Raw genomic sequence first — 26,367 nt, forward strand, 5'->3', positions numbered from 1 at the left:
TTACGCCTTCTTCATGATTTCTTCGTCATATAAATGGCAAGCTACCTGATGTCCCGGCTCAATCTCACGGTATACAGGCGTAATCTGTTTGCATACTTCCATGCAGGAAGGACAGCGGGTATGGAATCGGCAGCCTGTCGGCGGATTGACCGGGCTCGGCAGATCCCCCTTCAGAATGATCCGTTCCTTCTTCTGCTTCGGATCCGGAACCGGCACCGACGACAGCAGCGCTTGAGTGTAAGGATGAAGCGGGCGATCGTACAGCGTATCCTTATCGGCCGTCTCCACGAGCGCGCCCAGATACATAACGCCGATCCGGTCGCTGATATGCTCAACCACGCTGAGATCATGTGAGATGAACAGATAGGTCAGGCCGTATTCTTCCTGAAGATCCTGCAGCAGGTTCAATACCTGGGATTGAATGGATACGTCAAGTGCCGATACAGGCTCGTCGGCTACAATCAGATTGGGACGCACGGACAAGGCTCGGGCAATGCCGATCCGCTGGCGCTGACCGCCGCTGAACTCATGGGCGAAGCGTTCGGCATGGAAGCTGTTCAAACCGACCGTTTCCAACAGCTCGCAAGCCAGTTTATCGCGCTCTTTGGAACTCAGCTTGGTATGAATCAGCAAGGGCTCCGCTACGAGTTCTTTGACTTTCATCCTTGGATTAAGGGAAGCGTACGGATCCTGGAAGACCATCTGCATGTCTTTGCGCAGCGGACGCATCTGGTTCTCGTTGTATCCGCTAATGTCGGTTCCGTTAAAAATCACTTCGCCGCTATTCGGCGTCAGCAGTCGGGTCACCAGCCGGCCGGTCGTCGATTTGCCGCAGCCGCTCTCGCCAACCAGGCTGAAGGTCTCGCCCTTTTGGATTGCGAAGGAGATGCCATCCACGGCACGGAGCTGCTTGGATGTACCGAAGAACCCTTTTTTTACCGTGAATGATTTCTGCAAGTTTTTTACTTCTAATAAAGGTGTTTCTTTCATGCGGTTTCTCCTCCCTTCGAGTGACCTTCCTGTGTCAGCCAGCAGCGGCTTTTGCGATGTTCTTCATTTACAACGGGGAGAAGCTCCGGCTCCCGGGAGAGGCACTGCTCCATGACAAACGGACACCGCGGAGCAAATTTGCAGCCTTGCGGCATGTTCCTCAGATCCGGCACATTCCCCGGAATGGATTCCAAGCGGCGCACCTTTTGTCTAAGCTTGGGCACCGAATTAATGAGTCCTTTGGTGTAGGGATGCTGCGGGTTCTCAAACAATTCCTCGACCGTCGCCTCTTCGACGACTCGGCCAGCGTACATGACAACCACACGGTCACACATTTCAGCCACAACGCCGAGGTCATGGGTAATGAGCAGCATGCCCATCTCCTGTTCCGTCTTGAGTCGATTCATCAGATCCAGGATTTGAGCCTGAATCGTAACGTCCAGGGCGGTTGTCGGCTCGTCCGCGATCAGCAGCTTCGGATTGCACGACATGGCCATCGCAATCATGACCCGCTGGCGCATGCCGCCGGACAATTGGTGCGGATAGTCATCCACGACCTCGTCCGCCCGCGGAATGCCGACGAGTTTGAGCGAATCGATGGCATGCTGCCGCGCTTTCTTGCGGCCGTATCCCAAGTGCAGCATAATCGCTTCCTCCAGCTGCTTCCCGATCCGAAGGACGGGATTCAGCGACGTCATCGGCTCCTGGAAGATCATGGCCAGCTCGTTTCCGCGATAGCGGCGCATTTCTTTTTCCGACATTTGCACGAGATCCTTGCCCTCAAAGCTTACCGAGCCCCCGGATATTCGGCCGGGCGTGTCTTTAAGAAGCCTCATGATGGACAGGGAGGTCACGCTTTTGCCGCATCCGGATTCACCCACGAGCCCGAGCACTTCGCCTTTATTGATATGAAAATCCACTCCTGCTACGGCAAGCACCGATGAGCCATCGCGTTTGAATTCGGTTTTGAGACCTTTAACTTCAAGCAATGTTTGCGTCACGATCTATCCCCCCTATTAGTTTTTCGTCTTCGGATCAAGGGCATCATTCAGTCCGTCACCGATCAGGTTGAATGCGAGCACGGTCAGGAATATGAGAAGCCCCGGGTAATACACGATATGGGGTGCAATACTCAAGTAATCCCGACCCATGCTGAGCATGGCGCCCCAGTCCGGTTCCGTCGGCTTGGCCCCGAGGCCGAGAAAGCTTAACGAGGAAGCCGCCAGAATGGCGCCGCCGATTCTCATCGATACGTTGACGATAATGCTGGGAACCGTCTCGGGGAAAATATGTTTCCAAATAATCCGGTTATGCTTGGCACCCATGGACCGTGCTGCCTCTACATACAAAGATTCCTTTGCGGAGAGCGTCACGCTTCGAATGATTCTGGCAAACGACGGGGTCCCGAAGACCGCCACCGCGATGACTACATTGGATAAGCCCGGCCCCAGTATCGCCACGATACCGATGGCCAGCAGCAGGTCAGGGAACGAGAACATGACGTCACTGCCCCGCATGATGAGGCGATCCAGCCACCCGCCATAGTACCCGCTGATCAATCCGAGAATCGTGCCCAGCACGGCGGATATAAATACGGCGCTTAAGCTGACCGACATGGTCAACTGCGTACCGTCGATCAAGCGGCTGAGAATGTCGCGGCCGTATTCGTCCGTGCCTGCCCAATGGGCAGCAGACGGGCCTTGCATCATCGCATCATAGTTCGGCTCATTGGGAGGATACGGAACGATATGCGGACCGATCACCGCCAGCACAAGTAGTAACAAAATAAATCCGCTTGATATAACGGCAAGCTTTTGTTTCAAGAATTTAGACGTAAACGCTTTGAATTTGCCAGTTGCCTGACTCTTCGCAAGCATATCCTCCGGTGCGGAGGAATGGACCGTCACTGTTGAATTGTCGCTCATGAGCTCCCCCTCCTATTTCGATGCATACCGGATTTTTGGATTCAGTACACCGTACAATAAATCGACAATCAGGTTAATCAGGATAAATTCGGCCGCGAACAGCAATAGCAGCGCTTGAATCACGGTGTAATCCCGGAACGCGATGGAATCGACCAAGAGACGCCCCATGCCGGGAATACTGAATACCGTCTCGACCATAACCGAGCCGCCCAGCAAAAATCCGAACTGAAGGCCCGCTACGGTCACGACCTGGATCAAGGAGTTGCGCAGCGCATGCCTGCCGACAACGACGAATTCCCGCAAGCCCTTCGCGCGTCCGGTTCGGACATAATCCTCGCGCATCGTTTCGAGCATCGAAGTACGGGAGTATCTTGCCAGCATGGACATAATTCCCGCTCCCAGCGTAAAGGAAGGCAAAATATAGGATTGCCAGCTGTCGACGCCCCCTGTAGGGAACCAGCCCAGCTCAACGGAGAAAATTTGAATCAGTACAAGTCCAAGCCAGAAGCCTGGCAGGGAAATACCCGATATAGCCGTCAGCATCCCAATATAGTCCGGCCATTTGCCGCGATTGACTGCTGATATGATACCAATGATCAGACCAATGACCAGTGCCCAGCCAAGGCTGGTAAAGGTCAGGACAATCGTCGGGAAAAAGCGGCTTTCCAACATGTCCGTCACCGGCAAACCGGAAGTAACGGATACACCCAAGTCACCCTTCAACAGATCACTCATGTAGTTCACATACTGCTGCCATAGCGGCAAGTTTAAGCCTAGCTGCTCTCGAATCCCGTTGATCTCCTCAAGGGTGGCATCCTTACCTGCAACAAGCCGTGCCGGATCTCCAGGAATCAGGTGAATGAACATAAATACAAGGATGGATACAACGAACAACAGCGGGATTACACCCAGCAGCCTCTGAATTGCATATCTTCCCAAAGGATGTGCCTCCTTTCAACATGCCAGCTTTTAAAATACGATGGGCCGCTTCCTTATTGATTCAAGAGGCGGCCCACCACAAGGTATACGTTTAGCAAGCTCTTCGCTGCCTGATTATTTGACTTCTGCGTTGATCACGCTGATCGATCCGTCCGGAAGGGCCTTCACGCCTTCAAGGTAAGCACGTTTGCCCGTGATGACCTGATCGACTCCGAGGAATGCCCAAGGAGCGTCTTCCCAGATTTGTTTTTGGATGTTTGCATAGATTTCTTTGGCATCTTCAGCTTTGACGGATGCGTTAGCATCTTTGATCCATTGGTCAACGTTGTCGTTCTTGTAGTAAGCGGTGTTGGAACCCGCTGGCGGGAAGAACTCGCTGCTGAACAGACCTTTTGTCGCGCCGTCGGCATCGCCAGACGAAGGAGACCAGCTTACGTACCACATCTGAATTTTCGCGTTTTCCGGCGTAGCCGAGTTAATCTGATCGGACAGGGTTGCACCTTCCATCGACTTCGGTTCAGCTTTTATTCCGACGAGGGCAAGCTGCTGCTGAATAAACTGCATGCCTTTTACCGTTTCGGAATCATTCTCTCCCCAAATCTCAGCTTCGAATCCATCTGGATATCCTGCTTCAGCCAAAAGGGCTTTGGCTTTCTCCGGATCGTAATCATAACCCGATTGCTCGGAGTAGTGCTGGGTCATGGAGGACATGGAAGAAGTCAGCTTCGAACCCAGTCCGGATTTAACGACTTTAATGTAAGCATCTTTATCGATGGCATAGTTGATGGCTTGACGAACCTTCAGATCGTCGTAAGGCTTCTTCATCGTATTCAGCGTGATATAACGCACGATCGTAGAATCAGTCTTATCGATGACGATATTGGAATCGCCTTCTACTTCGGACACTTGCTCTGTCGGCATAGGATAAATGAAGTCCGCTTCGCCCGTTTTCAGCATCGCGATCCGGGAACCGTTCTCCGGTACCGGTTTGAACGTAATGCTGTCCACCTTCGGAAGTCCTTCTTGCCAGTAATCTTCATTCTTCACAACGACAAGGCGGTCGCCTTGAATCCATTCCTCGAATTTGTAAGCCGCCGTACCTACTGGGTTCTTCGTGATGTCGGCGCTTTCCTTAAGAGCCTTCGGGCTGATCATCAGCGCCATGGCCGTCTTGTTCAAGAAAGCGTTATACGGCTGGCTAAGGGTGATGACAACGGTGTGTTCATCCGGAGTTTGAACATCGGCTACTGTTGAGAAGCTCTTGCGCATTCTGAGGTTGTTCTTTTCATCCATGATGCGATCCAGATTGGCTTTTACCGCTTCAGCATTGAAATCCGTTCCATCATGGAACTTGACGTTCTGGCGCAGATTGAATGTGTACGTCAGGCCGTCTTCGCTGATCTTGTAGTCTTCAGCCAGCACGGGAACGAGTTCCATTTTCTCGTTGAAGCCCATCAAACCTTCATACATCGTGCGAGCACCGGAAATGGAGTGCGTGTCTCCGGCATTGTGAGGGTCAAGCGTGATGAAGTTGGCGTTAATCGCAATGACAACATCTTTGTTATCTTTTGTCACCGGCTTGCTCTCGCCGCCGCCTTCACTTGCCCCTTCGCCGCTTCCGCTGTTTCCGCCGCAGCCTGCCGCAACAATCGTAAATGCGAGCAGCAGCATGAGCAGTGACCATGTTCTACCTTTGAATCTCATTGTTTTACTCCCCCTTTGATGTAGTGAATATCTATAGATTCACTCGCCGCTTCGGCATGTAACAGCCTGCCTGCCGCCTTGAGTTCCTCACCGTTTAAGCATTCCATTCGTACACAGCGCGCCGTTCACCGACAAGCGTGCCCCCATCGTTGAAAATGGCATTCGGAACCAGCTCATACAACCGGTCAATCGTAGACTGATCGCTGTAGCCGAGACGTTCCAGGATGGATGCTATAATGCACGGCCATACTTGCTCGGAGCCGTCGGATACTTTAAGCGAGATCGCCAAGCGCTCTTTCCGAAGACCGATGCCGTACACGCCCTTCGCGCCGCCCTTGGCTGTCAGGTTGTGGTCCCTGAGCAGAGCTGAGCACACAAACCTGGTGTCTGCAATGATATCCGGATACTCATTCATCAGCTTCGCCATTCTGGCTGCAGCTTCTGCAGTCTCTGGATCCTCGATCAAATCCGGGCATGCCAGCTTGAGGAAGGAATACCCGATACGATCCAGGGGAAGTGCGAAGATGGGAAGTCCGCAGCCGTCAATGCCTTGCGGGATCGAGGAAACCGGAACCTCGGCAAAATAAGCGAGCGTCTCGAGGATTTCTTGCTGAACCGGATGCTCCGGTTTGTAATACGTGCTTTCGTCCCAGCCCATTTGCTTGCATAGGGCAATCAAGCCGCTGTGCTTGCCGGAGCAGTTATGGAAGATTCTGCGCTTCTCCTCATGATCGCGATGGCGCTGTGCCTTGGCATCCTCGTTCAATGGATAAGTTGCGCAGCAGTGAAGAGCTTCTTCCCGAATGCCGGTTTTCTTCAGAATGGATTCCAATGCATCAATGTGGAACTTCTCACCCCGATGGGAGGCGGCAAACAAGGCCGTTTCTTCCCCCGTTAGTCCGTACACTTCGTCAATCCGGCGTTTCATTACCGGAATTGCCTGGAACGGCTTGGCCGCCGATCTCAGAAAGGTGATATGATGCGGATCGCCCGCTGCGTATACAACCTTTCCGTTCTCGTCTACGACGCTGATCGCGCCGTAGTGCACGTTCTCCAATACGTTCCCGCGATATTCCTCTACCAATGGCACAAATCCCATGTTCATGCTCCCCCGATCTCCAGATGAATTAATTCAATTGAAAGTAACGATCCTGTGCGACAAGCCCCGACCCGATGATGACCCCATGCTCGTGAAGCTCCGAGCGAACAATCGAAAAGGAATCTTGAAGCGGTTCCCAGATATACTGCGAGTAGCACAGATCCGTGATCTCTTCGTATACTTCTGGAAATTTGTCCAGAAACTCGCCGCTCAAAATGACGCTGTCCGGATTGTACATGCTGACGACGTTGTTGATCGTAATCGCCATATAGGCAAGGGCCCGATCGATCAAATAGCTTGCCCAGCGCGTTCCGGCCCGCCTCTCCGCGAACAGCTCCTCGATCGTGCGGACGGGTTTGATTTTGCTGGCTTCCGACAACAAGGACGGTATATTGATATACGTTTGGAGGCATCCGGCTTTCCCGCAGTCGCACATCATGCCTTCTGGGTCCACGGTCGTGTGACCGATTTCCCCGGCGCTGTTCGTCACCCCGCGGTATATCTCCCCCTCCAGAATGAGCGCCGATCCGACGCCATTACCGAAGCCCAGGAGCACCGTACGGTTGGAGCCGTAGGCCGAACCTTTGAGCTGCTCCGCCAACGCCTTCACCTTCAGCTCATTGTCCACGACAGCTTGAAGCCCGGTTAGTTCCTTGAGCCTCTCGGCGAGCCCCACATTCTTCCATCCCAGCTGTACCGAAAAATTGACGATGCCGGCGTCGACATCGATGATGCCCGGCAGTCCAACGCCAATGCCGACCACCCGTCTTCGGTCGATATCGCATTCGGCGATCAGCTCTTCAATGGTTTCCGCGATCCGGGTCACCGTGACATCTGCCGTTTCATCGGATGATCTTGAAAAGCTTCCGCTGCACAATACGTTACCCTGAACGTCAATGAATCCGATATTCGCTTGATGCCGATCCAGCTCGACGCCGATCGAGATGACCGCCGTATCCAGCAGCCTTATTAAGGAAGACTTTCTTCCGCGGCCGGCCGAGGTCTGCTCTTCCGTTTCGTGAACGTATCCTTCCTCCGTCAGCTCCGATACGATCCGGCTGACCGTTGTCGGACTCATGCCCGTCTGTTTGGCAATGACGGCTCTTGAAATCGGCTGTTCATTCTTGATGATTTGAAATACTGTGAGTCTGTTCTGCCGCTTCATAAAGTCTTGATCATGCTTTTTCATGAAGACATCCCCTATTTAATTTCACCAGTAGATTAATTAGATCAATTTTCCAAGTAAAAAGATCCGAAATCATCAAAAAACAGTGATTATTATCAGTTTTAATATTTTTATTCTCCAGTGATATTAATAATAAAACGTGTTTTGTAAAAGTGTCAATATATATGACACATTTAAATAAATTTTTTTTTGATTCTGGAAATGTAAGCATTTCACTTTTTTACGAAAGAAATTCAATCTCCTGCATACATACAGATGACCGCCCATCACGCACAATATGACATGAACATGACGTAAAATTTCCTGAAATGTAGGTAACAACGTCGTTTACCCCAATAATAAAGCCACCCGAGAAAAGAATGATTGGAACATTCTTCATCCCGAATGGCTATAAGTGGAGTACATCTATGATATGTTCGGTTTTGTCCCAGGTTGTTAGGGACATCCTTGTTTCATCAGCCTAAAACGAATGAAACCACCCGAGAAATTAATTCGAGGGGCCCTCGAATATCCCGGATGGCTTATGTATAGAGAATACATATTTTGATCAAAGCATGAGGGCTGCTAAAACCGCTCTATTTTGACTAATTTATCTTAACCGCTTTGATTTGATACACATAACTTATAGATTTAAACGCTTGTAATCCTCAATCTTATAATCTTTTAAGTCCCCAGCGGAGGTTTGAGGATAGCCGATCCTTTGGGAGTCCGTTTCTACCTTGCCTATTCCATTCCGGAAACGGACGGACAACAGAGCGGATAGACTCAAACCGGAGCGCCCGATAGCCGATCCTTTGGAAGTCCGTTTCTACCTTGCCTATTTCCATTCCGGAAACGGACGGACAACAGAGCGGATAGACTCAAACCGGAGCGCCCGATTGACTCAAACCGGAGCGCCCGAGCGCCTTACTTGTTTTTGTAATATTCCACCGCTTTATCGAAATAATGCTTTTCGTCCTCAGGCAGGTCCTCAAAATAGTAAATGGCCGCGACCGGACACGCCGCTTCGCAGGCACCGCAGGAAATGCATATATCGGTGTCGATATAGAACTGGTCGTCCCCTTCTTCGATGCAATCCACCGGGCAAACGTCTACGCATTCTCCCGCCTTCTCTTCGATACAAGCTGAGCCAATAACATACATCCGTGATTCCACCTTCCCAAGTGTAATAAGAATCTTCTAGATTCTAACGCCGGGCTATCATTTGAAAAGTCCATTACTCATTCATCAGCTCGGTTTCTATACTTTTTATACTAAAATATATCATAATTATGTGGTTAATCATGCCAGTTGTCAACAAACCGCGAGAGAATAGCCTTGAAAACGGCCATTCCGGTTGACTTATAGAAGGTAAAGACATAAGATGAGACATATTGCTTTTTAACCTTTTTTGTTGCAAAAGAAAGCATTCATCGAGAAACAAGGCGGTGATTATAGTGGATCAAGAAGTTGCATACAGCACCCGCGAGTATATCATGCAAATGTTGAAAATAAATGGTGAACTCAGCACGAAATCCATTACCGAGGCACTGGGCATTACGGGCATGGCCGTCCGTCGACATCTGGAGAGCTTGAAGAATGAAGGGTACATCACGTATCGAACCGTGAAGCAGCCGATGGGAAGACCCGTGTCCCTATACAGTCTTACTGAATCTGCAGAGGATTTTTTCCCTAAGAACTATCATTCGCTTGCCCTCGATCTGCTTAACGAGCTCCAGGACGAGGCCGGCGACAAAATGATATCTTTGCTGTTCGACAAGCGCAAAGACACGTTGCTGAACAAGTACACGCCGACGGTAAAAGCCGAGACTCTCGAAGATCGGGTCGCGGCCCTTGCCCAGATTCAGAACGACAACGGATATATGGTGGATTACCAAAAAGTCGCGGATGAAGAATACGTGCTTGAAGAACTGAACTGCCCGATCTCCCAGGTAGCCAACCGGTACCAGCATGCATGCCGCTGCGAGCTTGATCTGTTTCAGTCCTTGCTGGAAGCGGATGTGGAACGTACCGAATGTCTTGCCAAAGGCGATAAGAAATGCGTGTACCGGATCCGAAAGCAAGCCGAAGCCAAACAAACATAATATCTGTTATTGCCACTTCAGGCTCCTTCCATACGGGAAGGGGCCCTTTTTTGTCAAAAGATAAGAAAGTATAAACTTCAGAGGCTTACCCACCTTATCTCGCAAGAAAAACTTCCGCTATATGCGGTCTGTCTTCTGAGAAAGTACGTCGATAGACGTGTTTCTTATAGCACTTGTCCTATCCTATTCTCTTGAATCACGAGACATGTATGTTTCTTGGAATTATTCCAGTACAAGCAGTCGATCATCCTGATCGGACGGCACGCCCCGGCCATCGGTATTGTTGGTAATGACATAGGTTTTGCCGTTATGGACCTTAACGTCTCTTAATCGGCCTTCGCCTTCCAGCACGGTCTCGAGCGCGGTTTTCTCCGGCTGGAACCGGTACAGCTTCTGTCCCCGAAGGGTCGCCACGTACAAGCGGTCCTGCTCGTCAAATGCGATGCCGGAAGGAGCTATTGCCGTTTCGCCGCTATGGTACAGCGGGAGTTCCATGCCTTCCAACGTATCATCGCCATAAATTTCGGGCCAGCCGTAGTTGCTGCCTGCCGTGATTTCATTAATCTCATCGTGTCCGCCCGGCGTGCCGGAAGGCCCGTGCTCCGAGCTGTAAAAGTCCCCATCCGAATTCCAGGCCAAGCCCTGCGAATTCCGATGCCCTAACGTATAGACGTAAGAACCTGCCGTCGGATTGTCCGCCGGGACTTTCCCGTCCAGCGTTAATCGCAATATTTTGCCTGCCAGGTTCTCCTGATTTTGCGCAAGCTCGCCCTCGCCCGAATCTCCCGTCGTAACATAGAGCATCTCATCGGGACCGATCGCGATTCTGCCGCCATTATGCACGTTGGAGCCGGGGATGGACTCAAGGAAAACTTGGGACTCCGTCCATTGGTTTCCCTTCAACTCCAGCAGAACCAGCCGGTTCAAGAGCGTTCCACCCTGATCATAGGTGTGATAGGCGAAGGCTTTTCCGGAATCCCGAAAATCAGGCGCTAACGCAAAGCCCAGAAATCCCCCTTCTCCTTGATGCGAAACCGGCTTCTCGGTATGTACCGATAGTCTGTTCAATGTGCCGTCCTTGATCTGAACGATATTCCCTTCCCGCTCGCTGATATAAATCGTCTCACCGTCAAAATCGATGGACCAAGGCGTTCTCAATTGCTCCGCAAGCACCTGATAGGAAGAATCAGGAGCCGCCTCCCCCCGCTCCTCCTGCGTTCCTTCTTCAGCCGAAGGGGACGACTGGCTTGTACATGCAGCAAGAAACAGCAGCGCAGCTGTAAACATCATGCCGAACATCTTTTGTTTCAAATCCAGCACCTCCCGGGTTTATTCAAGGCTCCGGTGCATCATCTGGATGTCCTGCCCTATGTCGTGCCCTATGCCCTGCAAAGAACTCATCACGATATCCTCATCGCTAAACGATTCGATCCGGCTGCCCGCAACATAACGGGTTTCGTGCCCTCGTCCGGTTATAATGATCCTGTCCTCGTCACCGGCCATTTCCACTGCGCGTTGAATCGCTTCTTTACGGTCTAAGACAACCTCCCAGTTCCCCGATTCGCGGGACGTTAAGCCGCCCAGCATCTCGGCCATGATCTGCTCCGGATCCTCCGAGAACGGATTGTCGGCCGTGAACAATACATAATCCGAATACGAGGCTGCAATATCGGCCATGATCGGCCGTTTCGAGCGGTCCCGCTCGCCCCGGCAGCCCATCACGCATATCATTTTGCCTGAGGTAATGGCCTTGGCGGATTGCAAGGTTGCCTTAAGACCGTCCGGATTATGCGCATAATCGACGACCACGCCAAAACGGCGTCCTGTTTGTATTTCTTGAAACCGGCCATGAACCCCTGCAAATTGCTCCAAACTTTCGCGGATTTCTTCCAGCGGTATCCCTTCCAGCAGACAGGTCGTCATGGCAGCCAGCGCGTTGTATATATTGTGTGCTCCATGAACCTTCAGATTAACGTCGCTGCTTCCCCAAGGCGTTTCTGCATGAAAGGCGCAGCCTTCCCTTGTGTGATGAATTTGCGTTGCCCGGACGTCCGCCTGATTCTGAATACCATAGGTTATGATTTGTGCGGATGTCCGTTTTGCGTAATAAGAGGATGCGGCATCGTCTGCGTTCAAGACGGCCTTCTTCTGCATGTCACGGTTACTGTTACCCAGCTGGGCGAACAGCAGCTCCTTCGTATTGCGATAGCTCTCCATAGTCTGATGGAAGTCCAGATGATCATGCGATAAATTCGTGAAGACGACCGTCTGAAAATCGCATCCGCGCACCCTTCCCATATCCAATCCGTGCGAAGATACCTCCAGAACACCGTATTCACCCTCATGCGAGATGATCGTATGAAAATAACGCATGAGCTGGATCGTATCCGGCGTCGTATTCAGCGTTTTCTCCACATGATTTCCGATTTTCATATACAAGGTGCCGATGATCCCTGTTTTGCGGCGGGCGTCGTTAAGTATTTGATCTACCATATGAGTCGTCGTCGTTTTGCCGTTCGTCCCGGTAATTCCAATCAATTTCAATCGCCGCGTAGGATCGCCAAAAAAAGCGTTTGCGAGAATCGGCAGGATTCTTCTTGTATCCGGCACCGTTATATGCGTAACGTTTCCTGGCAGTCCCGAAAGCTCCCGCTCGGCCACGATGGCAACAGCCCCATTCCGTATCGCCTGTTCGGCATAATCATGGCCGTCCACGTGAAATCCCGGCACGCATACGAACATGCCGCCCGGCCGGATTTCTCTTGAATCTGTTTCCAGGTTCGTGATATCCACGGAAGTACGGCCCGTAATCTTTTTTAATATCAGCCGATCCGTCAGTGATTGTAGAATCATGTCTGGTACCTCATCTCGTGATGTAATCATATACCCAGGGTCAGGTGGCAGCGTGATGTATAAGGTGTAGAATTTACGACTATGTATCGTTTTAACCAGCATTTCTAATTAACCTAACCAAGCAAGGGCTTTCTGAAACTGAATTAGGGGATTATGTTCTGCTGCGGCCCGATTTCTTTGGAGGAGTTCACTTTATGCGCTTACGCCATATCAGATCAAACAAAGTGGTGACTGGATTCGTTAACCATGTTACGCTTAAAGTAAGCGGTTGCAAGAAAATAAGCATTGAATGTATGCAGCCTGTTCTATAAAGAACGCGGACAAAGGATCCGAAAATCCATATCTGCCTGAAAGGGGAGCTTTCGATGGGACCGTTCACCGACGATTTGCTTCGCGATAAAGTCGTTTTGATTACGGGAGGCGCCACGGGCCTGGGGCGCGCCATGGGAGAGAAATTCGCGCTGCTGGGCGCCAAGCTCGCCATATGCGGACGCCGGGAAGAAGTGCTGCAGCAAACCGCTGAGGAATTAAAGCAAAAGGGCTGCGAGGTATGGTACAAAAGCTGCGATGTTCGCGACCCTGCGCAAATCTCGGCTCTTGTTGAAGCGGCAGAGCAGCATTACGGAGGCATTGATGTGCTTGTCAACAATGCGGCCGGGAACTTTATCAGCCCCACGGAGCGCCTTTCTCCTCGGGCTGTGGATGCCGTGCTCAACATCGTGCTGCATGGCACCTTCTATGCCACCCTGGAGGTCGGCAAACGCTGGATCGAACAAGGCAAAGGCGGAACGATGCTCAACATCGTCACCACATACGCTTCTACGGGCTCTGGCTACGTGGTCCCGTCCGCGGCTGCCAAAGCAGGCGTGCTTGCGCTGACGCGCTCCCTGGCCGTGGAATGGGCACCATACGGCATACGCCAGGTAGCCATCGCCCCGGGTCCGTTCCCAACCGAAGGCGCCTGGTCAAGATTATCCCCAACGCCGGAACTGGAGCAGAAAATGATCGACCGCATCCCCCTCAAGCGCGTTGGGGATGCTGAGGAGCTGGCTAATCTCGCCGCCTATCTGATTTCCGATTATGCCGGCTATATTAATGGCGACGTGATCACCATCGACGGCGGCGAATGGCTGCAGGGGGCAGGACAGTTCAACGAGCTGGCCGAAGTGACCCATGAGCAGTGGGATCGGTTGGCCGAGCTGACGCGCAAAGGCAAATAGCATATACGCAAGAAAAGCAGCGTTCCATCTACTTTCACCGAAGACGGAAACAGAAGGCGGAATAGGTGTGAATCGAATTTTCAGTTTCTCTGAAAACTTATGTATTTCTATAATCTAAATGAGCCCCAAGCCGGGAGCATCCAACGGACTGCTCCCGGCTCGGGGCTCATCTTGCGTTTAAGATTACATATTATGCTTCGTAGGAATCTACCAGCAAGGCATATACGATGCCGGGTCCGTGAACGCCAATCGTCAGATCGTTCTCGATATCGGCGGAACGGCTCGGACCCGATATGAAATGGATTCCTGCTGGCAGCTGCTCACGTCCGGCCTGATCGAACTGTACGAGAATCTCTCCTAATCGGGTAACCATTCTGTCGATTGGAATGATAGCCATCAGTACGGTCGGCAGCAGGCTGACCGAACGGCCCTTATGCGGGGCGGACTTCACCGTAATCGAACCGGTGTAGGCCGCAGCGTAATCGGCCATGACAACGCCGAAGTCGGCTCTGGCGGCGACAGCCCTCCAATCCGTGTCCGCCGCTTCGTTCCAGGAGAGAACCAGCGCATCGGGCAGACTCTCTTCCAGACCCAGTCGATCCAGCGCGTCCTCCTGCTGACGAAGAATCGTAGCTGCGCTCATCTCCATCGCTTTATCCCTGATAAACCGGGTGACCTCTTCGCGATGGCTCAGTCTGACCACATGGCCTCCGGCTGCTTCAAAGTTCGCGGTAAACTGCGTAATTTTCTCCTCGAGCGGCCAATTAAATTCTTTCCAGAAATCCGGGGCACCGCGGAAAGGGTGCTCCGGAGCGGAGCGAATCCGATCTCTACCCAGCTTCGCGGCGATCCCATCCATGAACTGCTCCTGCTTCCTGCGGGATTGTTCTTCTAGACGGGTTAACCAGCCGCGATCGGTTTCGTTAGTCATGCGCATTCTCCCCCTTCCCGGATTTCTGCTGCCGAAGCCGCTCGCTCAACCGATCGGCGATTACGGGATCCATGGTCCCCGAGGTTCTGCGAATATCCTGCTCCATCTCGGGCCATCGATCACGGAAGGAATGTTTGGGAAGGCTTGGGGTCACCCTGTACGAATTCCATCCCTTCAAAGGACCGATTCTCGTTCGGATCTCTCCGCCCCGCACCACCAGCTTCTGGCCCCATTTTCCGAGGGATACCACGCTGCGGTAACGCTTGGCATTACCCATGACCGCCGAGAAGCCTTTCATCCCCATCGCTTCCAGCTTATCGCCGCGTCCGGCTTCAATCTTCCGGCGGCGCAAGGATACCAGCATGTCATGCAGCGGGATCTTGACCGGGCATGCTTCATAACAGGCGCCGCACAGGCTGGATGCGTTTGCGATATCGTCCCATTCCGCGACGTTCTTGTTCAAGGCCGGCGTTAATACGGCACCGATTGGGCCGCTATACGTGCCTCCATAGGCGTGCCCGCCAATATGACGATATACCGGACAAGCATTCAGGCAGGCGCCACATCGTATGCAATTGAGCAGCTCCTGGAATTCCGGATCGCCGAGCTGGAGAGAGCGCCCGTTATCAATAATGATAATATGCATTTCGTCTGGTCCGTCGGCATCCAGCTCTCTCTTCGGCCCGCTGATGCCGGACATGTATACCGTCAGTTTCTGGCCGGTCGCGGACCGCGGCAGCAAGGTAGCCATCACCTCGAGGTCAGACCATGAGGGTATAATCCGCTCCATGCCCATTAGGGTGATCTGCGTCTTCGGCACGGTCGTCACCATCCGGGCATTGCCTTCATTCTCGAACAGGACCATAGAGCCCGTCTCGGCGATGGCAAAATTACAGCCCGTCATGCCAATGTCCGCTTCGAGAAATTTCTCTCGCAACTTCATGCGGACGAAACCCGCCATAATCGCCGTATCCGGCGGCAGCGCTTCTCCCGCCTCCGCGGACAGCAGCTCTGCGATCTGATAACGGTTCTTGTGGATGGCGGGAATAATAATATGGGATGGCGTTTCATCCGCAAGCTGAATGATGTACTCGCCGAGATCCGTTTCCACGGCCTCTACCCCGATGGAATCCAGTGCCTTGTTCAGGTGCAGCTCCTCGGACACCATCGATTTCGATTTGACGACGGATTTGGCCGACTTATGCTCCGCTATCTGCAGGGAGATCGCAACCGCTTCTTCTGCCGTCTCCGCAAAATGGACATGCGCTCCGTTCGCCCTGGCTTGCTCGGCAAACTCATTCAAATAATAATCCAAATGCGCAATGGTATGGAGCCGGATTTGGCGCCCCCGTTCCCTCCACGCATCCCAGTTGCCATGCTCCTCCGACGCCAGCTTTTTGCCAAGCCGCAGCCGTTCTGTCGTAAACTTCACCGCGTTGCGCAGAAATTCATTGTTCAGAGCGTAACCTGCACGCTCCTTCACCGTCTGCGCTTTCGTCTCAGCTGTGCTCATGCACGCTCACCCCCTCGTACAAAAGCTCGGCCAAATGCTTGACCTGAACCTTCTCGCCCCGGTGACGCAGATTGCCGGCAATGTTCATGAGGCAGGCCATGTCAAGTCCCACCAGCACGGACGCCTCGGTTTCCAGCACATGATCGCTTTTCTCCGTTACCATCGCGCCCGAAATATCCGCCATTTTCACGGCAAACGTTCCCCCGAACCCGCAGCAATCCTCGGCAAACGGCAAGGGGACGAGCTCCAGCCCTTTGACGTGACTCAGCAGTTTCATCGGTTCGTCCTTCACCCCGAGCAGGCGGCTGCCGTGGCAGGAAGGATGATAGGTTACCTTGCGCGGATAGACGGCGCCAACATCGGTCACGCCCAGCACGTCGACGAGGAATTGCGTAAACTCATAGCATTTGGATTGAAGCGCTTTCGCTTTATCCAGGTAAACGAGATCGTCCTTGAACAAATCCGGATAATGATGAATCATATACGTGCAGGACCCCGAAGGGGACACCACAAAGTCGCTGTCGTCAAAAGCGTCCAAAATCGTCCTGGCACTGATGCGCGCCTCTTCCCAATAACCGCTGTTGTAGGCAGGTTGGCCGCAGCAGGTCTGGATTTCCGGGAATTCCAGCTGCACGCCGTACCTTGCCAGCAGTCTTGCCATCGATTCAGCTACCCGCGGGAACAAGGCATCGCTGAGGCAAGTGACAAACAATGAAATCTTCAACCTCTTCACCCCGCTAATCGTCAGGATAGGCCGATGAGTCGGCCTCTAGCAAGAACCCCCCGGAACGGGGGGATTCCATCTTGATATGATCCAGCAGCTTGCTCTATACGGATTCGATTCGAAGACCCAGCGCCCGATAAGGCGCCGCTTCCTCTTCCGTCAATCTCCGGTCGGTGATGATCAGGTTCACTTCGGCGAGGTCGGCGACCTGCGCAAAAGCCTGCGTGCCGAATTTGCTGGCATCGGCAAGCAGAATGGTCTCATCCGTCATCCCGATCATTTTTTGCTTGATTCTCGCCTGCAGCTCATTGGATTCGCTCAAGCCCCGGTCCATGTGCACGCCCTTGCAGGAGAGGAAGGCTTTATCCACGTAGTAAGCTTCCAGCGAACGCTCCGCCAGCGGACCGACGAAGGACAAGGAACGATGAGCCAGGATCCCGCCCGTCGAGATGACCTGAACGCGCTCCTTGGTGCTCAGCTCAGCGGCCACCTTAATCGAATTCGTCAGCACGGTAATCGGAATGTCCGGTATGATCTTGGCCATGTACCACGCGGTTGAGCTTGCATCCAGCAGGATGCGGTCGTTCGGATGGATTCGCTTGACCGCTTCCTCCGCGATTCGCTGCTTCTCCAGCGCATGCATGATTTCCCGTTCAGCATACGGTATTTCCGGCTGAGACCGCTGAATTTCCGGTTGATCCTTCACGCTAACCGCTCCCCCGTGGGAACGGCGCAGGCGCCCTGCTTGCTCCAGCCTGTCAAGGTCGCGGCGAATCGTTTCCTCCGTTACGCCGCAGAGCTGACTCAGCTCGGAGACTCGAATGCTCCCTCTTTCGTTGACCAACTGTACTATTTTCTCATATCGTTCTGCAACCAGCATCATACCGCCCATCCTTACTGTTCGTATATTCTATCTCTTCCCGGTCCGCTGACCGAACACCCCGTAAGCTTCCTCCCATAAGGGGGCATCCTGCGGCTCGTAGGTCTTGACCGGGAAGGATTCCCTAATGACTGCGCGCGCTTCCCATATATCGGACAGCTCACCCTGCGCAATGAACTGTACGGCCATATTGCCGATGGCGCTGCCTTCCGCAGGCCCCGCCCATACCGGCTTCCCAATGGCGTTCGCCGTCCACTGGCATAATGTTTCATTATGAATGCCACCGCCTACCATATGCAAGCCCTGAAATTTCCGTCCGGACAATTCCTCGGTCAACTCCAGCACATATCGGTATTGCATGGCCAAGCTTTCCATAATGCAGCGCACAAGCGCGCCCTCGTTCTGCGGAACGCCCTGGTTCGTGCGGGCAGCATATTCCCTTACCCGTTTCGGCATGTCTCCCGCAGGGAGGAACATGGAATCGTCCGGATCGATGAAGCAAGCAAATGCCGGTGCCGCTTCCGCCATATGAACCAATTCGGGATACGAATACGACATCCCTTCCCGCCCCCAGGTCCGCTGACATTCCTGCAGGATCCACAGCCCCATGATGTTCTTGAGCAGCCGGTACGTGCCGTATGCGCCTCCTTCATTCGTGAAGTTCAGCTCACGGGCCCTTTCATGAATGACCGGCTGGTCGACCTCGGTCCCCATCAACGACCAGGTGCCGCAGCTCAAATAGGCGAACGACCGCTCCAATGCAGGAACCGCAACCACGGCGGAAGCCGTATCATGCTCTGCAACCGCATAAAGCGGGATGGATGGAAGCCCCAGTTCCTCGGTTACGGCTGGCCTTAACCCCCCGATATGGGTACCGGGTTGAACCACAGGATGAAATAACCCATGAGGGATCTTCATTGATTTCAATAGATGATCATCCCAGCTGGCCGAGTGCGGGTTATACAGCTGCGTCGTGGTCGCATTCGTGAATTCGTTCGCCATCTCGCCCGTCAAGAAGTAGCGCAGCAAATCGGGGATCATTAAGAATCGCTCAGCCTCTTGAAGCAGATAGGGTTTCTTCCGTTGGAGCGAAGCAAGCTGGTACATCGTATTGAACGAGAGAAATTGTATTCCCGTCCGATCAAAAATTTCTCCAGGCGTCAGCTCCCGGAAGACCTGTTCCATCACGCCATCCGTGTGCGTGTCCCGATAATGATACGGATTCATGAGCAGCTCCCCGCCCCGATCCAGGAGACCGAAATCCACCGCCCAGGTATCAATGCCGATGCTCGACGGCAAGCGATGTTTCCCCTTCAGCTTGAGCAAGCCCTGTTTCATCTCATGGTAGATCCGTAAGATATCCCATTGAAAGCGGTCGCCGATTCGAACGGGATCGTTCGGGAACCGGTGAATTTCCTCCACGCCGATGGTGCGGCTGTTCAGCTGGCCCAGCATCGCCCTGCCGCTGCTTGCTCCCAAATCAAATGCAAGAACGCTCAACGCTCCCCAGCCTCCTTGTCAGATCATAATCAACGGTTCGGGCATGAACCCGATGACGATTCCATCTCTTCTCATGCTTGCGAACGCTTCAGCAATACGTCCTGTTCATACTGTTTCACTTCGGACAGCCACTCTTCTCTGACCGGCACTCCCAAACGTTCGCAATAGTAATCCCAGACCGCTCCGAACGGATAGGATTTAAACTCTTCGGTCAACGCCAGGCGGGTCGTGTAATCGCCTTCAAGTTCAGCCTGCTTCAGCCGATCGACCGGTTCAAGCTTGGCGCGCAGCAGCGCCTTGATCGTATTGCGGGTTCCGATAACCCACGCAGCGATGCGGTTAATGCTGGCATCGAAGAAATCCAGTCCGATATGGGTAACATCCAGCAGTTGATTGCGCACCAGCTCGCGTCCGATCTCGGTCAGCTCATCGTCCATGATGACGACATGGTCGCTGTCCCAGCGCATCGGCCGGCTGACGTGAAGGAGTAGTCCATCGGTGAAAAGGGCGAGCGACGACAGTTTGCCGGCAATGCTCTCGGTTGGGTGAAAATGACCCGCATCCAGGCAGATCAGCTTGTTGTTCCGAATGCCATACCCCATGTAGAACTCGTGCGAGCCCACAACGTAGGCTTCGGAGCCGAGCCCGAACAGCTTGCTCTCGACGGCATCCAAATTCCATTCCGGATTGATATCCTCGGCAAAAATCTCATCCAGCGAATCCTTCAGCCGCTGTCTCGGTGCCATTCGGTCTACCGGCATATCCTTGTAACCGTCCGGAACCCAAATATTCGTCACGCAGGTCTGACCCAGCTGTTCACCGAAATAAGCTCCGATTCTTCGCGAAGCCTTGCAATGTTCAATCCAAAATTGACGAATCGCCGGGTCGGCATGACTCAGCGTAAACCCGTCCTTCGACTTGTCGTGGGAAAAGCAGGTGGGATTAAAATCGAGTCCGATCCCCTGCTCCTTGGCCCAATCCACCCAGGACTGGAAGTGCCTCGGCTCCAGCTGATCCAAATCAACGGACTCGTCGGTATCCGCATAAATCGCGTGGAGATTCACTTTGTGGGATCCGGGAATGAGCGACAACGCTTTTTCCAGGTCGGCCCTCAGCTGGTCCGGCGTTTCGGCTGCCCCGGGATATTCCCCGGTCACGGAGATGCCGCCGGACAGGTCCTGATCACGGAACAGGAATCCGCGAACATCATCTCCCTGCCAGCAATGGATGGAGATTTTGATGCGCTCAAGTTCCGTCAAGATTTGGTCCACATCGATGCCATGCTGTCCATAGAGCTGTTTAGCTTCCTCAAAGTTCCTTGCAACGTCCTGCCTCATCGCATATCCTCCCATATGAATGAGGACAGCCGGGTTGAATCAACCCAGCGCCCCATCTTAATAAGAATTCTTGATTCCTTGCGTTAGGTTGGTTACTCATTCTTTCGATTATCGAGTAAACGCTGCCGGTACTCCCCCGTCAATCGTCAGCATACAGCCGGTCGTCTTCGATGATTTGGACGAAGCAAAGTATGCAATGCCTTCGGCAATGTCCTGCGGATAGATGTTCACGAGCAGTGTCGTGCGTTTCCGATAGTGCTCTTCCAGCTGATCCGGTTCGATCCCGTAGGCTGCAGCCCGCTCGTTTCTCCAGTTCGAGTTCCAGATCGCAGAGCCTTGCAATATCGCGTCAGGCAGGATCGTATTCACTCGGATGCCGTATTCCCCGCCCTCGGCAGCGATGCAGCGGGCCAAATGCGCCTCGAGCGCTTTCGCTGAGCTGTATGCGGTCACATTTTTTCCGGCATAAACGGAGTTCTTCGATCCGATAAACACCATGCTCCCGCCAATACCCTGTACCTTCATCAAGGAGAAGGCTTCTCTGGCCACGAGGAAATAACCTGTGCCCAGCACGTTCATGTTCAGGTTCCATTCCTTTAGAGACGTCTCGTCAAACGGGCTGGACGTTGCTAGGCCCGCATTGTTCACGATAATATCGACACCGCCATAAGTTACGGAGGTTTCGCGATAGGCGCGCTGCACGGCCTCTTCGTCGGTTACGTCCATTTTAACAGCAAATGCCCGATTCTCCCCGTACTTTGCATTGATTTCCTCGGCAACCTGCTGCGCGCCTTCGAGATTTAGGTCCGCCAGCACGACATGGGCTCCTTCGGCTACCAGCCTGCGCGCCGCGGCACTGCCGATCCCCCCGGCTCCCCCGGTGATAAAAGCAATCTGCCGCGAAAACTCCGCTTCGGCCGGCGCAAGGCTCAATTTATACAGCTCGAGCGGCCAATACTCCACGTTGTAGGATTCGTTCTCGCTCAGGGATACGAAGTCGCCGAGCGCCGTTGCGCCGCGCATGACCGCGATTGCCCGATGATACAGGGCGCCGCTGACTTGCGACATCGCCCAGCTCTTGCCGGTGTTGATCATTCCGATTCCGGGAATCAGGATGACGCGCGGAGCCGCTTCGAACATGACGTCGCCTTCATGATGGTTGCGTTCAAAATAGGCTTGATACTGCGCTTTGTATGCCGCAATGCCCTCGATGAGCTTTGCTTTAAGGCCTTCGATATCTTCAGCGTTCGGCGTCCAATCGATGAAGAGGGGAACAACCTTGGTATGAACCAGGTGATCCGGACAAGCGGCGCCTACTTGGGACAGCTTCGGCGAATCGATGCCGCCGACGAAGTCCAGCACATCGTCTTGATCATCGAAGGACAGGATCATTTTCTTCGCGTCGCTGACGGCTCCGCGTACGGCAGGCATCACTTCCGCAGCGATGCTCCGGCGGATTTCCGCGGCAAGCGGCGCATGCTTCCGGCCGCCGAACAGCTTGTCGTTGTTCACTCGGGCCTCAATGAAGGCTTCCGCTTCACTTATGATGCGAATCGTCTGTGCGTAACAAGCTTCCGAGGTGTCGCCCCAGGTTACAAGGCCGTGCTTCTCCATGAGCACAAGCTCGGCGTTCGGATTAGCCAGCACCCCTTCCGCGATCATCTTCGACAGCGTAAAGCCAGGGCGGACATATGGAACCCACACGAATCGGTCGCCGAAAATTTCCCGGGCTAATTCTTTGCCGTTATGGGCGCAGCACAAGCTGATAATGGCATCCGGATGCGTATGGTCCACATGCCGAAACGGCAAGAACGCGTGCAGCAGCGTTTCAATAGAAGCGCGCGGGTGCTTCGCATCTACCATGCAATGTCCCAGATATGCCACCATCTCCTCATCCGACATCGAATCTCGTTCGAACAGCGGCCGGATATCCTCCATGCGCAAGCCTGTGAAATTGCCCGCTTTCATGGTGGCCAGATCGGATCCGCTGCCTTTTACGTACATCACCTCGACGTCGTTGCCGCGAAAATCCTGAATCGTTGTTTTACTGGATGTGTTGCCGCCGCCCCAGTTGCATACGCGCCGGTCGGCACCAATCAAATTCGAGCGATAGACAAGCTCATCCAATGTATTTTGTGCCTGCTGTGCCTTTGATTGTTCCCATAAGCTCTGAACCATGAAGCTTCCCCTCCGATTGACCATATGAATTTGCTTTCATTTGTTTCCCATATTAACACGCCCGTTTATTTTTGAATAGCGTATTTTCAAAAATAAACGAAGATATTGTATTTGTTTGTTTGGTTTTCAATGCAACTCCCGTACAAACAAAAAAACAGCTCTTGTCAGAGCTGCTTTACGAACCGAGCTGCTATATTTGATTTATGAATGGTCCGAGCCGGAGCCCGCGGCCGCCATTTGATCCGCTTTCGCAATTCCTTCCAACAATGCATCACGGAATGCAATTTCATCCTCGTTGACGTAACCCGTGAATACGATTTCCGAGATGTCCTTATGGTTGAAAAAGATGTTGGAATCCGCGGTCAGATTTCCGTGAGGATAGAAGCAGGCAACGTAATCCCAACGCTTTAGCGTCTTGGAATCGTTCTGCATTCGGCCATAGATCATCAGCGTCTGGTCCCAATCCTTGAACTTGACGACAGATCCGATTGGCAGCAGCTTCTGCTCCGTTTGCTCATGCTGTTCCATGTTGATCAACCCTTCATTATTTTTTTACCGATCCAATAAACAATCGACACTACGAGTGGTACGCCAATAAGAAAGGATAGGCAGATGACGGCTTTTTCCGCTGCCGCGTAACTCGTGTCCAGCAGATTGGGAATCACCGTGCCCAGAACGCCGACAATAGCAATAATCACCATTATGTATTTGAACCGTTTTTGTCTGTCGCTCATCGGCTGTGCGCCCCCTTCTATTTTACCGTTATCGCTCCTCCGACTCCGACGAGGCTTGCTCCCGGTCCCAACGGGATGTGGAACTTCAAACCGCTTTTGCCCACCTCCGCGGATGCGCCGAGTACGCCCAGTGAAGCGGAACCTCCGATGTGCAGCTCTTTATCCGTCCAAGGAAGCGGAATATTCACGCCGCCCTCATATTTGTTTAATGTAGCCTCAGCTCCGACGCTAAGCGTGCCGTCCTTGACCGCCGCCTCGACTTCGGCCTTCACCAGGCTAACCGATCCTTCGACATGATCATTCGCATAGCCTGCTTCAACAACAGCCCCGCTGGCATGCGCTCCTTCGGATAAGCTTGCTCCCGCGCTGCCTGTTATTGCTTTGGCATAAAGTCCATTCTCTTCGTGCTTGATTACGCTGCCTTCCACTTCTACTCCTTTGAGCGCTGCATCCAGCGGGTTGCTTGAGGATTTAGCGGCCACGCCGGAAGTCTTGGATGCAGCGCCTGCCGCCGCAGCGATTCCCGCTCCGGTTGCCGCCCCTGCCATAATGCCCGCGCCTGCTACGGCTCCTCCAGCTGCAGCACCGTTCACCATTTCATCCGTGGAACGGAATTTGACGGATATTTGCTTCAGCTCGGTGGATATCGTTTGCAAACACTCCACAAACTTGAGCATCGTCGTCCTGGCATGCTGATAATCCCCGTAAAACCGCTCGCGGGTCATCCCTTCCCACTGACCTTCCATTTCGTGAATGCTTCGCTGAAGCCGCTGCACCATATCGCCGCTAAGTTGCCCTGATTGGGCAAATTGCGCGGATACCTGCTCCAGCTGCTCGGGTGTAACTAATATTCGATTGGACATAAATACGGACGCCCCTTCTGTCTCGCCGCCCTGCTTCTTCAGGCAGTCTACCAACAAATTTCAATTCCATAAACTATTAAACCGAACTACCAAGCAATAACCACATTTTTCAATTTTAGTAGGTATACAGGAAAGGAACAATCAAGCGAAGGATTCATTTTCATCAGGTCCCGATCTAGTAAAAAAGCACTGACCTCCTCATTCCCCATGCGGATGAACAACCATCTCATCCCCGGCTTAAGCCCAGCCATGAAATCATCCCGGGGTACGGTGCCCATTACATCCCCAGCCCGTTAAAGCAGCTCCCGTTCTCTTGTACATTAGAAACAATTCATCTTTCCGAAAGAGGGTATTCATTATGAACCAACTTGCACGTGAAGCGGCCAGCGGGGCATACCGGCTGTATAAACAGGAGACATGGCTCATGCTCACGGGTCTGCTCGGCTTTTTGCTGGCCGGAATTTGCGGGGTATGGGTGCTGCTCCATGGCGGACCTGTCTCACCGGACGGAGATGTCTCCAAAGCCTTTTCCTTCAACGCGGCCCTGGGAATATTCATCCTATCAACCGCAAGCATTCTACCGGTTTCCGGCATGCGGCCACGAAGCCAATCGATCTACCGCTGCTGTTACATCCCCCTAGTGTTGTTCACCTACTTCGCCGAGACCGTACAACATTTCCGCGGCGTCGATCCGAGGTTCGTTCAGAACGGTTCATCCTTCGATCATGTCATCTCCACGATTTTTCCTGCCGTTGCGCTTCTGCTCATCGTGTTTTACCTGATCCTGGGGGCTCAATATTTCCGCAAACGTGTAATAGAGGCCCATCCGGAGCTTGGTCTCGGCATCCGTTATGCCATGATCGCGGTGCTCGTATCTTTTGCGGCAGGCATCTGGATTTCCATCAACGCGGGTCGTTTCACCGGGATCGGCGGCAATATCATTTGGCTGCACGGACTCGGGTTTCATGCACTGCAGGCCATTCCTTTGGTGGCCTGGCTGTCCATGAGAAAATCCGTCAATGCTGCCGTTAAACCGATCATCATCCATATCAGCGGTCTCGCCTATTTATTCGGACTGATCGCCATCGGATGGCAGACGCTTCTCGGTTACTCCGTGGCGGAATGGTCCTTGCTGCCGATTCTGGCGGGCAGCTGTTTTCTCGTTGCCTTTACCCCTGTGATATGGCTGATCAGTCAATCCGATGCATCCGCCGAACCTTTCAACCGTACCCGATCCACCCGAAATTTATAAAATGGACATAGAAAAAGAGACAGTATGGGGCACCTTCCCCAACTGTCTCAGCGAAAACTGCTGGCCTTGATCCATATCCTGATGCGGGTTTAGATAAATAAAAACGGAATGAGGAACAACAAGGCAATGGCTTCCCAAGCAAGCACATTGCCTGCGAAACCGTAGCCTCCATATGGTCCAAAACCGCCGTAGCCGTACGGTCCAAATGCGGACGTTTGTGCACCGCCTTTGGTCGACTTCGAAGATTTTCTGCCCTTTTTCCCTTTGGCGGACAATATATATGCGGATGGGTTCGCAAATTCGAGTTCAAGACCGCGATCATGTACACCGCGAATCGTCCCCACGACTTCCCTCCCATCATGCATGACAGCGCAAACGGTTTTGCCGACGTAACCTTTGCATCCTTCTGCCGAAATTGGTATTGGCTGCAATCCTTCTCCCCCTCCCAAGCGTTT

The 26,367-nt window shown here is 53.0% G+C and carries 24 protein-coding genes; 3 read left to right on the forward strand and 21 right to left on the reverse strand.

Annotated elements, in window-relative coordinates; genetic code table 11:
* From RB298_RS31375 to RB298_RS31410, 8 genes are all read right to left on the reverse strand, one after another.
* On the reverse strand, nucleotides 1-990 hold the full coding sequence (locus tag RB298_RS31375) for an ABC transporter ATP-binding protein (protein WP_096774359.1): 990 nt from the start codon (nucleotides 988-990) through the stop codon (nucleotides 1-3).
* Complete coding sequence (locus RB298_RS31380) at nucleotides 987-1,991, reverse strand: ABC transporter ATP-binding protein (protein WP_015736127.1); 1,005 nt, start codon at nucleotides 1,989-1,991, stop codon at nucleotides 987-989. The genes RB298_RS31375 and RB298_RS31380 overlap by 4 nt, the downstream gene beginning before the upstream one ends.
* Nucleotides 1,992-2,006: 15 nt before the next feature.
* Nucleotides 2,007-2,915: an ABC transporter permease gene (locus tag RB298_RS31385; protein ID WP_486050242.1), complete on the reverse strand. Its 909-nt coding sequence runs from the start codon at nucleotides 2,913-2,915 to the stop codon at nucleotides 2,007-2,009.
* 12 nt (nucleotides 2,916-2,927) lie between these two features.
* Complete coding sequence (locus RB298_RS31390; protein WP_009592113.1) at nucleotides 2,928-3,854, reverse strand: ABC transporter permease subunit; 927 nt, start codon at nucleotides 3,852-3,854, stop codon at nucleotides 2,928-2,930.
* A gap of 114 nt (nucleotides 3,855-3,968) precedes the next feature.
* Nucleotides 3,969-5,558 carry a glutathione ABC transporter substrate-binding protein gene (locus tag RB298_RS31395; protein ID WP_486050244.1) on the reverse strand — a complete coding sequence of 530 codons (1,590 nt, stop codon included), beginning with the start codon at nucleotides 5,556-5,558 and terminating at the stop codon, nucleotides 3,969-3,971.
* Nucleotides 5,559-5,652: 94 nt separating this feature from the next.
* Entirely contained in the window at nucleotides 5,653-6,657 is a 1,005-nt protein-coding gene (locus RB298_RS31400; protein WP_486050310.1) for an asparaginase, read from the reverse strand.
* Nucleotides 6,658-6,685: 28 nt separating this feature from the next.
* Entirely contained in the window at nucleotides 6,686-7,846 is a 1,161-nt protein-coding gene (locus tag RB298_RS31405; protein ID WP_486050246.1) for an ROK family transcriptional regulator, read from the reverse strand.
* A gap of 903 nt (nucleotides 7,847-8,749) precedes the next feature.
* Nucleotides 8,750-8,986: a ferredoxin family protein gene (locus tag RB298_RS31410; protein WP_009592106.1), complete on the reverse strand. Its 237-nt coding sequence runs from the start codon at nucleotides 8,984-8,986 to the stop codon at nucleotides 8,750-8,752.
* 293 nt (nucleotides 8,987-9,279) lie between these two features.
* Between RB298_RS31410 and RB298_RS31415 the strand changes: the two genes are divergently transcribed.
* Nucleotides 9,280-9,927, forward strand: coding sequence for a helix-turn-helix transcriptional regulator (locus tag RB298_RS31415; RefSeq protein ID WP_486050248.1), 648 nt, complete (start codon nucleotides 9,280-9,282; stop codon nucleotides 9,925-9,927).
* A 222-nt stretch (nucleotides 9,928-10,149) separates the two neighbouring features.
* Here the strand turns inward: RB298_RS31415 and RB298_RS31420 are convergent, their stop codons facing one another.
* Nucleotides 10,150-11,238: a PQQ-dependent sugar dehydrogenase gene (locus RB298_RS31420; protein WP_486050250.1), complete on the reverse strand. Its 1,089-nt coding sequence runs from the start codon at nucleotides 11,236-11,238 to the stop codon at nucleotides 10,150-10,152.
* 18 nt (nucleotides 11,239-11,256) lie between these two features.
* Complete coding sequence (locus RB298_RS31425) at nucleotides 11,257-12,780, reverse strand: UDP-N-acetylmuramoyl-L-alanyl-D-glutamate--2,6-diaminopimelate ligase (protein WP_486050251.1); 1,524 nt, start codon at nucleotides 12,778-12,780, stop codon at nucleotides 11,257-11,259.
* 365 nt (nucleotides 12,781-13,145) lie between these two features.
* Here RB298_RS31425 and RB298_RS31430 point away from each other — a divergent pair, with 365 nt between their 5' ends.
* The gene (locus tag RB298_RS31430) at nucleotides 13,146-14,000 is read left to right on the forward strand and encodes an SDR family oxidoreductase (protein WP_090908383.1); all 855 of its coding nucleotides are present in this window, start codon (nucleotides 13,146-13,148) and stop codon (nucleotides 13,998-14,000) included.
* A 190-nt stretch (nucleotides 14,001-14,190) separates the two neighbouring features.
* Here the strand turns inward: RB298_RS31430 and RB298_RS31435 are convergent, their stop codons facing one another.
* The 10 genes from RB298_RS31435 to RB298_RS31480 form a co-directional block, all read right to left on the reverse strand.
* Nucleotides 14,191-14,931, reverse strand: a complete 741-nt coding sequence (locus RB298_RS31435; protein WP_096774603.1) for a LutC/YkgG family protein — start codon at nucleotides 14,929-14,931, stop codon at nucleotides 14,191-14,193.
* Nucleotides 14,924-16,444: a LutB/LldF family L-lactate oxidation iron-sulfur protein gene (locus RB298_RS31440; protein WP_015736139.1), complete on the reverse strand. Its 1,521-nt coding sequence runs from the start codon at nucleotides 16,442-16,444 to the stop codon at nucleotides 14,924-14,926. Before RB298_RS31440 ends, RB298_RS31435 begins: the two co-directional genes overlap by 8 nt.
* The gene (locus tag RB298_RS31445; RefSeq protein WP_486050254.1) at nucleotides 16,431-17,168 is read right to left on the reverse strand and encodes a (Fe-S)-binding protein; all 738 of its coding nucleotides are present in this window, start codon (nucleotides 17,166-17,168) and stop codon (nucleotides 16,431-16,433) included. Before RB298_RS31445 ends, RB298_RS31440 begins: the two co-directional genes overlap by 14 nt.
* A gap of 103 nt (nucleotides 17,169-17,271) precedes the next feature.
* Nucleotides 17,272-18,048 carry a DeoR/GlpR family DNA-binding transcription regulator gene (locus RB298_RS31450; RefSeq protein WP_096774604.1) on the reverse strand — a complete coding sequence of 259 codons (777 nt, stop codon included), beginning with the start codon at nucleotides 18,046-18,048 and terminating at the stop codon, nucleotides 17,272-17,274.
* A 30-nt stretch (nucleotides 18,049-18,078) separates the two neighbouring features.
* Nucleotides 18,079-19,548: a rhamnulokinase gene (locus RB298_RS31455; RefSeq protein ID WP_213579112.1), complete on the reverse strand. Its 1,470-nt coding sequence runs from the start codon at nucleotides 19,546-19,548 to the stop codon at nucleotides 18,079-18,081.
* A 71-nt stretch (nucleotides 19,549-19,619) separates the two neighbouring features.
* Nucleotides 19,620-20,885, reverse strand: coding sequence for an L-rhamnose isomerase (gene rhaA, locus RB298_RS31460; RefSeq protein WP_192571382.1), 1,266 nt, complete (start codon nucleotides 20,883-20,885; stop codon nucleotides 19,620-19,622).
* Between the two features lie 108 nt (nucleotides 20,886-20,993).
* Nucleotides 20,994-23,063, reverse strand: coding sequence for a bifunctional rhamnulose-1-phosphate aldolase/short-chain dehydrogenase (locus RB298_RS31465; protein ID WP_015736144.1), 2,070 nt, complete (start codon nucleotides 23,061-23,063; stop codon nucleotides 20,994-20,996).
* 201 nt (nucleotides 23,064-23,264) lie between these two features.
* On the reverse strand, nucleotides 23,265-23,591 hold the full coding sequence (locus RB298_RS31470) for a DUF4176 domain-containing protein (RefSeq protein ID WP_192571381.1): 327 nt from the start codon (nucleotides 23,589-23,591) through the stop codon (nucleotides 23,265-23,267).
* A gap of 5 nt (nucleotides 23,592-23,596) precedes the next feature.
* Entirely contained in the window at nucleotides 23,597-23,797 is a 201-nt protein-coding gene (locus tag RB298_RS31475) for a hypothetical protein (protein WP_009593141.1), read from the reverse strand.
* Between the two features lie 17 nt (nucleotides 23,798-23,814).
* Nucleotides 23,815-24,660: a WXG100 family type VII secretion target gene (locus RB298_RS31480; protein WP_486050258.1), complete on the reverse strand. Its 846-nt coding sequence runs from the start codon at nucleotides 24,658-24,660 to the stop codon at nucleotides 23,815-23,817.
* Between the two features lie 358 nt (nucleotides 24,661-25,018).
* On the opposite strand from RB298_RS31480, the gene RB298_RS31485 reads away from it, so the two are divergent.
* Nucleotides 25,019-25,912: a hypothetical protein gene (locus tag RB298_RS31485; protein ID WP_486050260.1), complete on the forward strand. Its 894-nt coding sequence runs from the start codon at nucleotides 25,019-25,021 to the stop codon at nucleotides 25,910-25,912.
* Nucleotides 25,913-26,001: 89 nt separating this feature from the next.
* Here the strand turns inward: RB298_RS31485 and RB298_RS31490 are convergent, their stop codons facing one another.
* The gene (locus tag RB298_RS31490) at nucleotides 26,002-26,343 is read right to left on the reverse strand and encodes a hypothetical protein (RefSeq protein ID WP_009593131.1); all 342 of its coding nucleotides are present in this window, start codon (nucleotides 26,341-26,343) and stop codon (nucleotides 26,002-26,004) included.
* Nucleotides 26,344-26,367 lie beyond the last annotated feature (24 nt).

The organism is Priestia sp. BR_2 (assembly GCF_041954005.1).
Taxonomy (GTDB): Bacteria; Bacillota; Bacilli; order Paenibacillales; family Paenibacillaceae; genus Paenibacillus_AQ; species Paenibacillus_AQ lautus_A.

Bases quoted from the DNA above. Each gene is read 5' to 3' on its own strand.
- RB298_RS31375 (WP_096774359.1), bottom strand. From the start codon at position 990: ATGAAAGAAACACCTTTATTAGAAGTAAAAAACTTGCAGAAATCATTC.
- RB298_RS31385 (WP_486050242.1), bottom strand. From the start codon at position 2,915: ATGAGCGACAATTCAACAGTGACGGTCCATTCCTCCGCACCGGAGGAT.
- RB298_RS31395 (WP_486050244.1), bottom strand. From the start codon at position 5,558: ATGAGATTCAAAGGTAGAACATGGTCACTGCTCATGCTGCTGCTCGCA.
- RB298_RS31400 (WP_486050310.1), bottom strand. From the start codon at position 6,657: ATGGGATTTGTGCCATTGGTAGAGGAATATCGCGGGAACGTATTGGAG.
- RB298_RS31405 (WP_486050246.1), bottom strand. From the start codon at position 7,846: ATGAAAAAGCATGATCAAGACTTTATGAAGCGGCAGAACAGACTCACA.
- RB298_RS31410 (WP_009592106.1), bottom strand. From the start codon at position 8,986: ATGTATGTTATTGGCTCAGCTTGTATCGAAGAGAAGGCGGGAGAATGC.
- RB298_RS31425 (WP_486050251.1), bottom strand. From the start codon at position 12,780: ATGATTCTACAATCACTGACGGATCGGCTGATATTAAAAAAGATTACG.
- RB298_RS31430 (WP_090908383.1), top strand. From the start codon at position 13,146: ATGGGACCGTTCACCGACGATTTGCTTCGCGATAAAGTCGTTTTGATT.
- RB298_RS31435 (WP_096774603.1), bottom strand. From the start codon at position 14,931: ATGACTAACGAAACCGATCGCGGCTGGTTAACCCGTCTAGAAGAACAA.
- RB298_RS31440 (WP_015736139.1), bottom strand. From the start codon at position 16,444: ATGAGCACAGCTGAGACGAAAGCGCAGACGGTGAAGGAGCGTGCAGGT.
- RB298_RS31450 (WP_096774604.1), bottom strand. From the start codon at position 18,048: ATGCTGGTTGCAGAACGATATGAGAAAATAGTACAGTTGGTCAACGAA.
- rhaA (WP_192571382.1), bottom strand. From the start codon at position 20,885: ATGAGGCAGGACGTTGCAAGGAACTTTGAGGAAGCTAAACAGCTCTAT.
- RB298_RS31465 (WP_015736144.1), bottom strand. From the start codon at position 23,063: ATGGTTCAGAGCTTATGGGAACAATCAAAGGCACAGCAGGCACAAAAT.
- RB298_RS31470 (WP_192571381.1), bottom strand. From the start codon at position 23,591: ATGGAACAGCATGAGCAAACGGAGCAGAAGCTGCTGCCAATCGGATCT.
- RB298_RS31475 (WP_009593141.1), bottom strand. From the start codon at position 23,797: ATGAGCGACAGACAAAAACGGTTCAAATACATAATGGTGATTATTGCT.
- RB298_RS31480 (WP_486050258.1), bottom strand. From the start codon at position 24,660: ATGTCCAATCGAATATTAGTTACACCCGAGCAGCTGGAGCAGGTATCC.
- RB298_RS31485 (WP_486050260.1), top strand. From the start codon at position 25,019: ATGAACCAACTTGCACGTGAAGCGGCCAGCGGGGCATACCGGCTGTAT.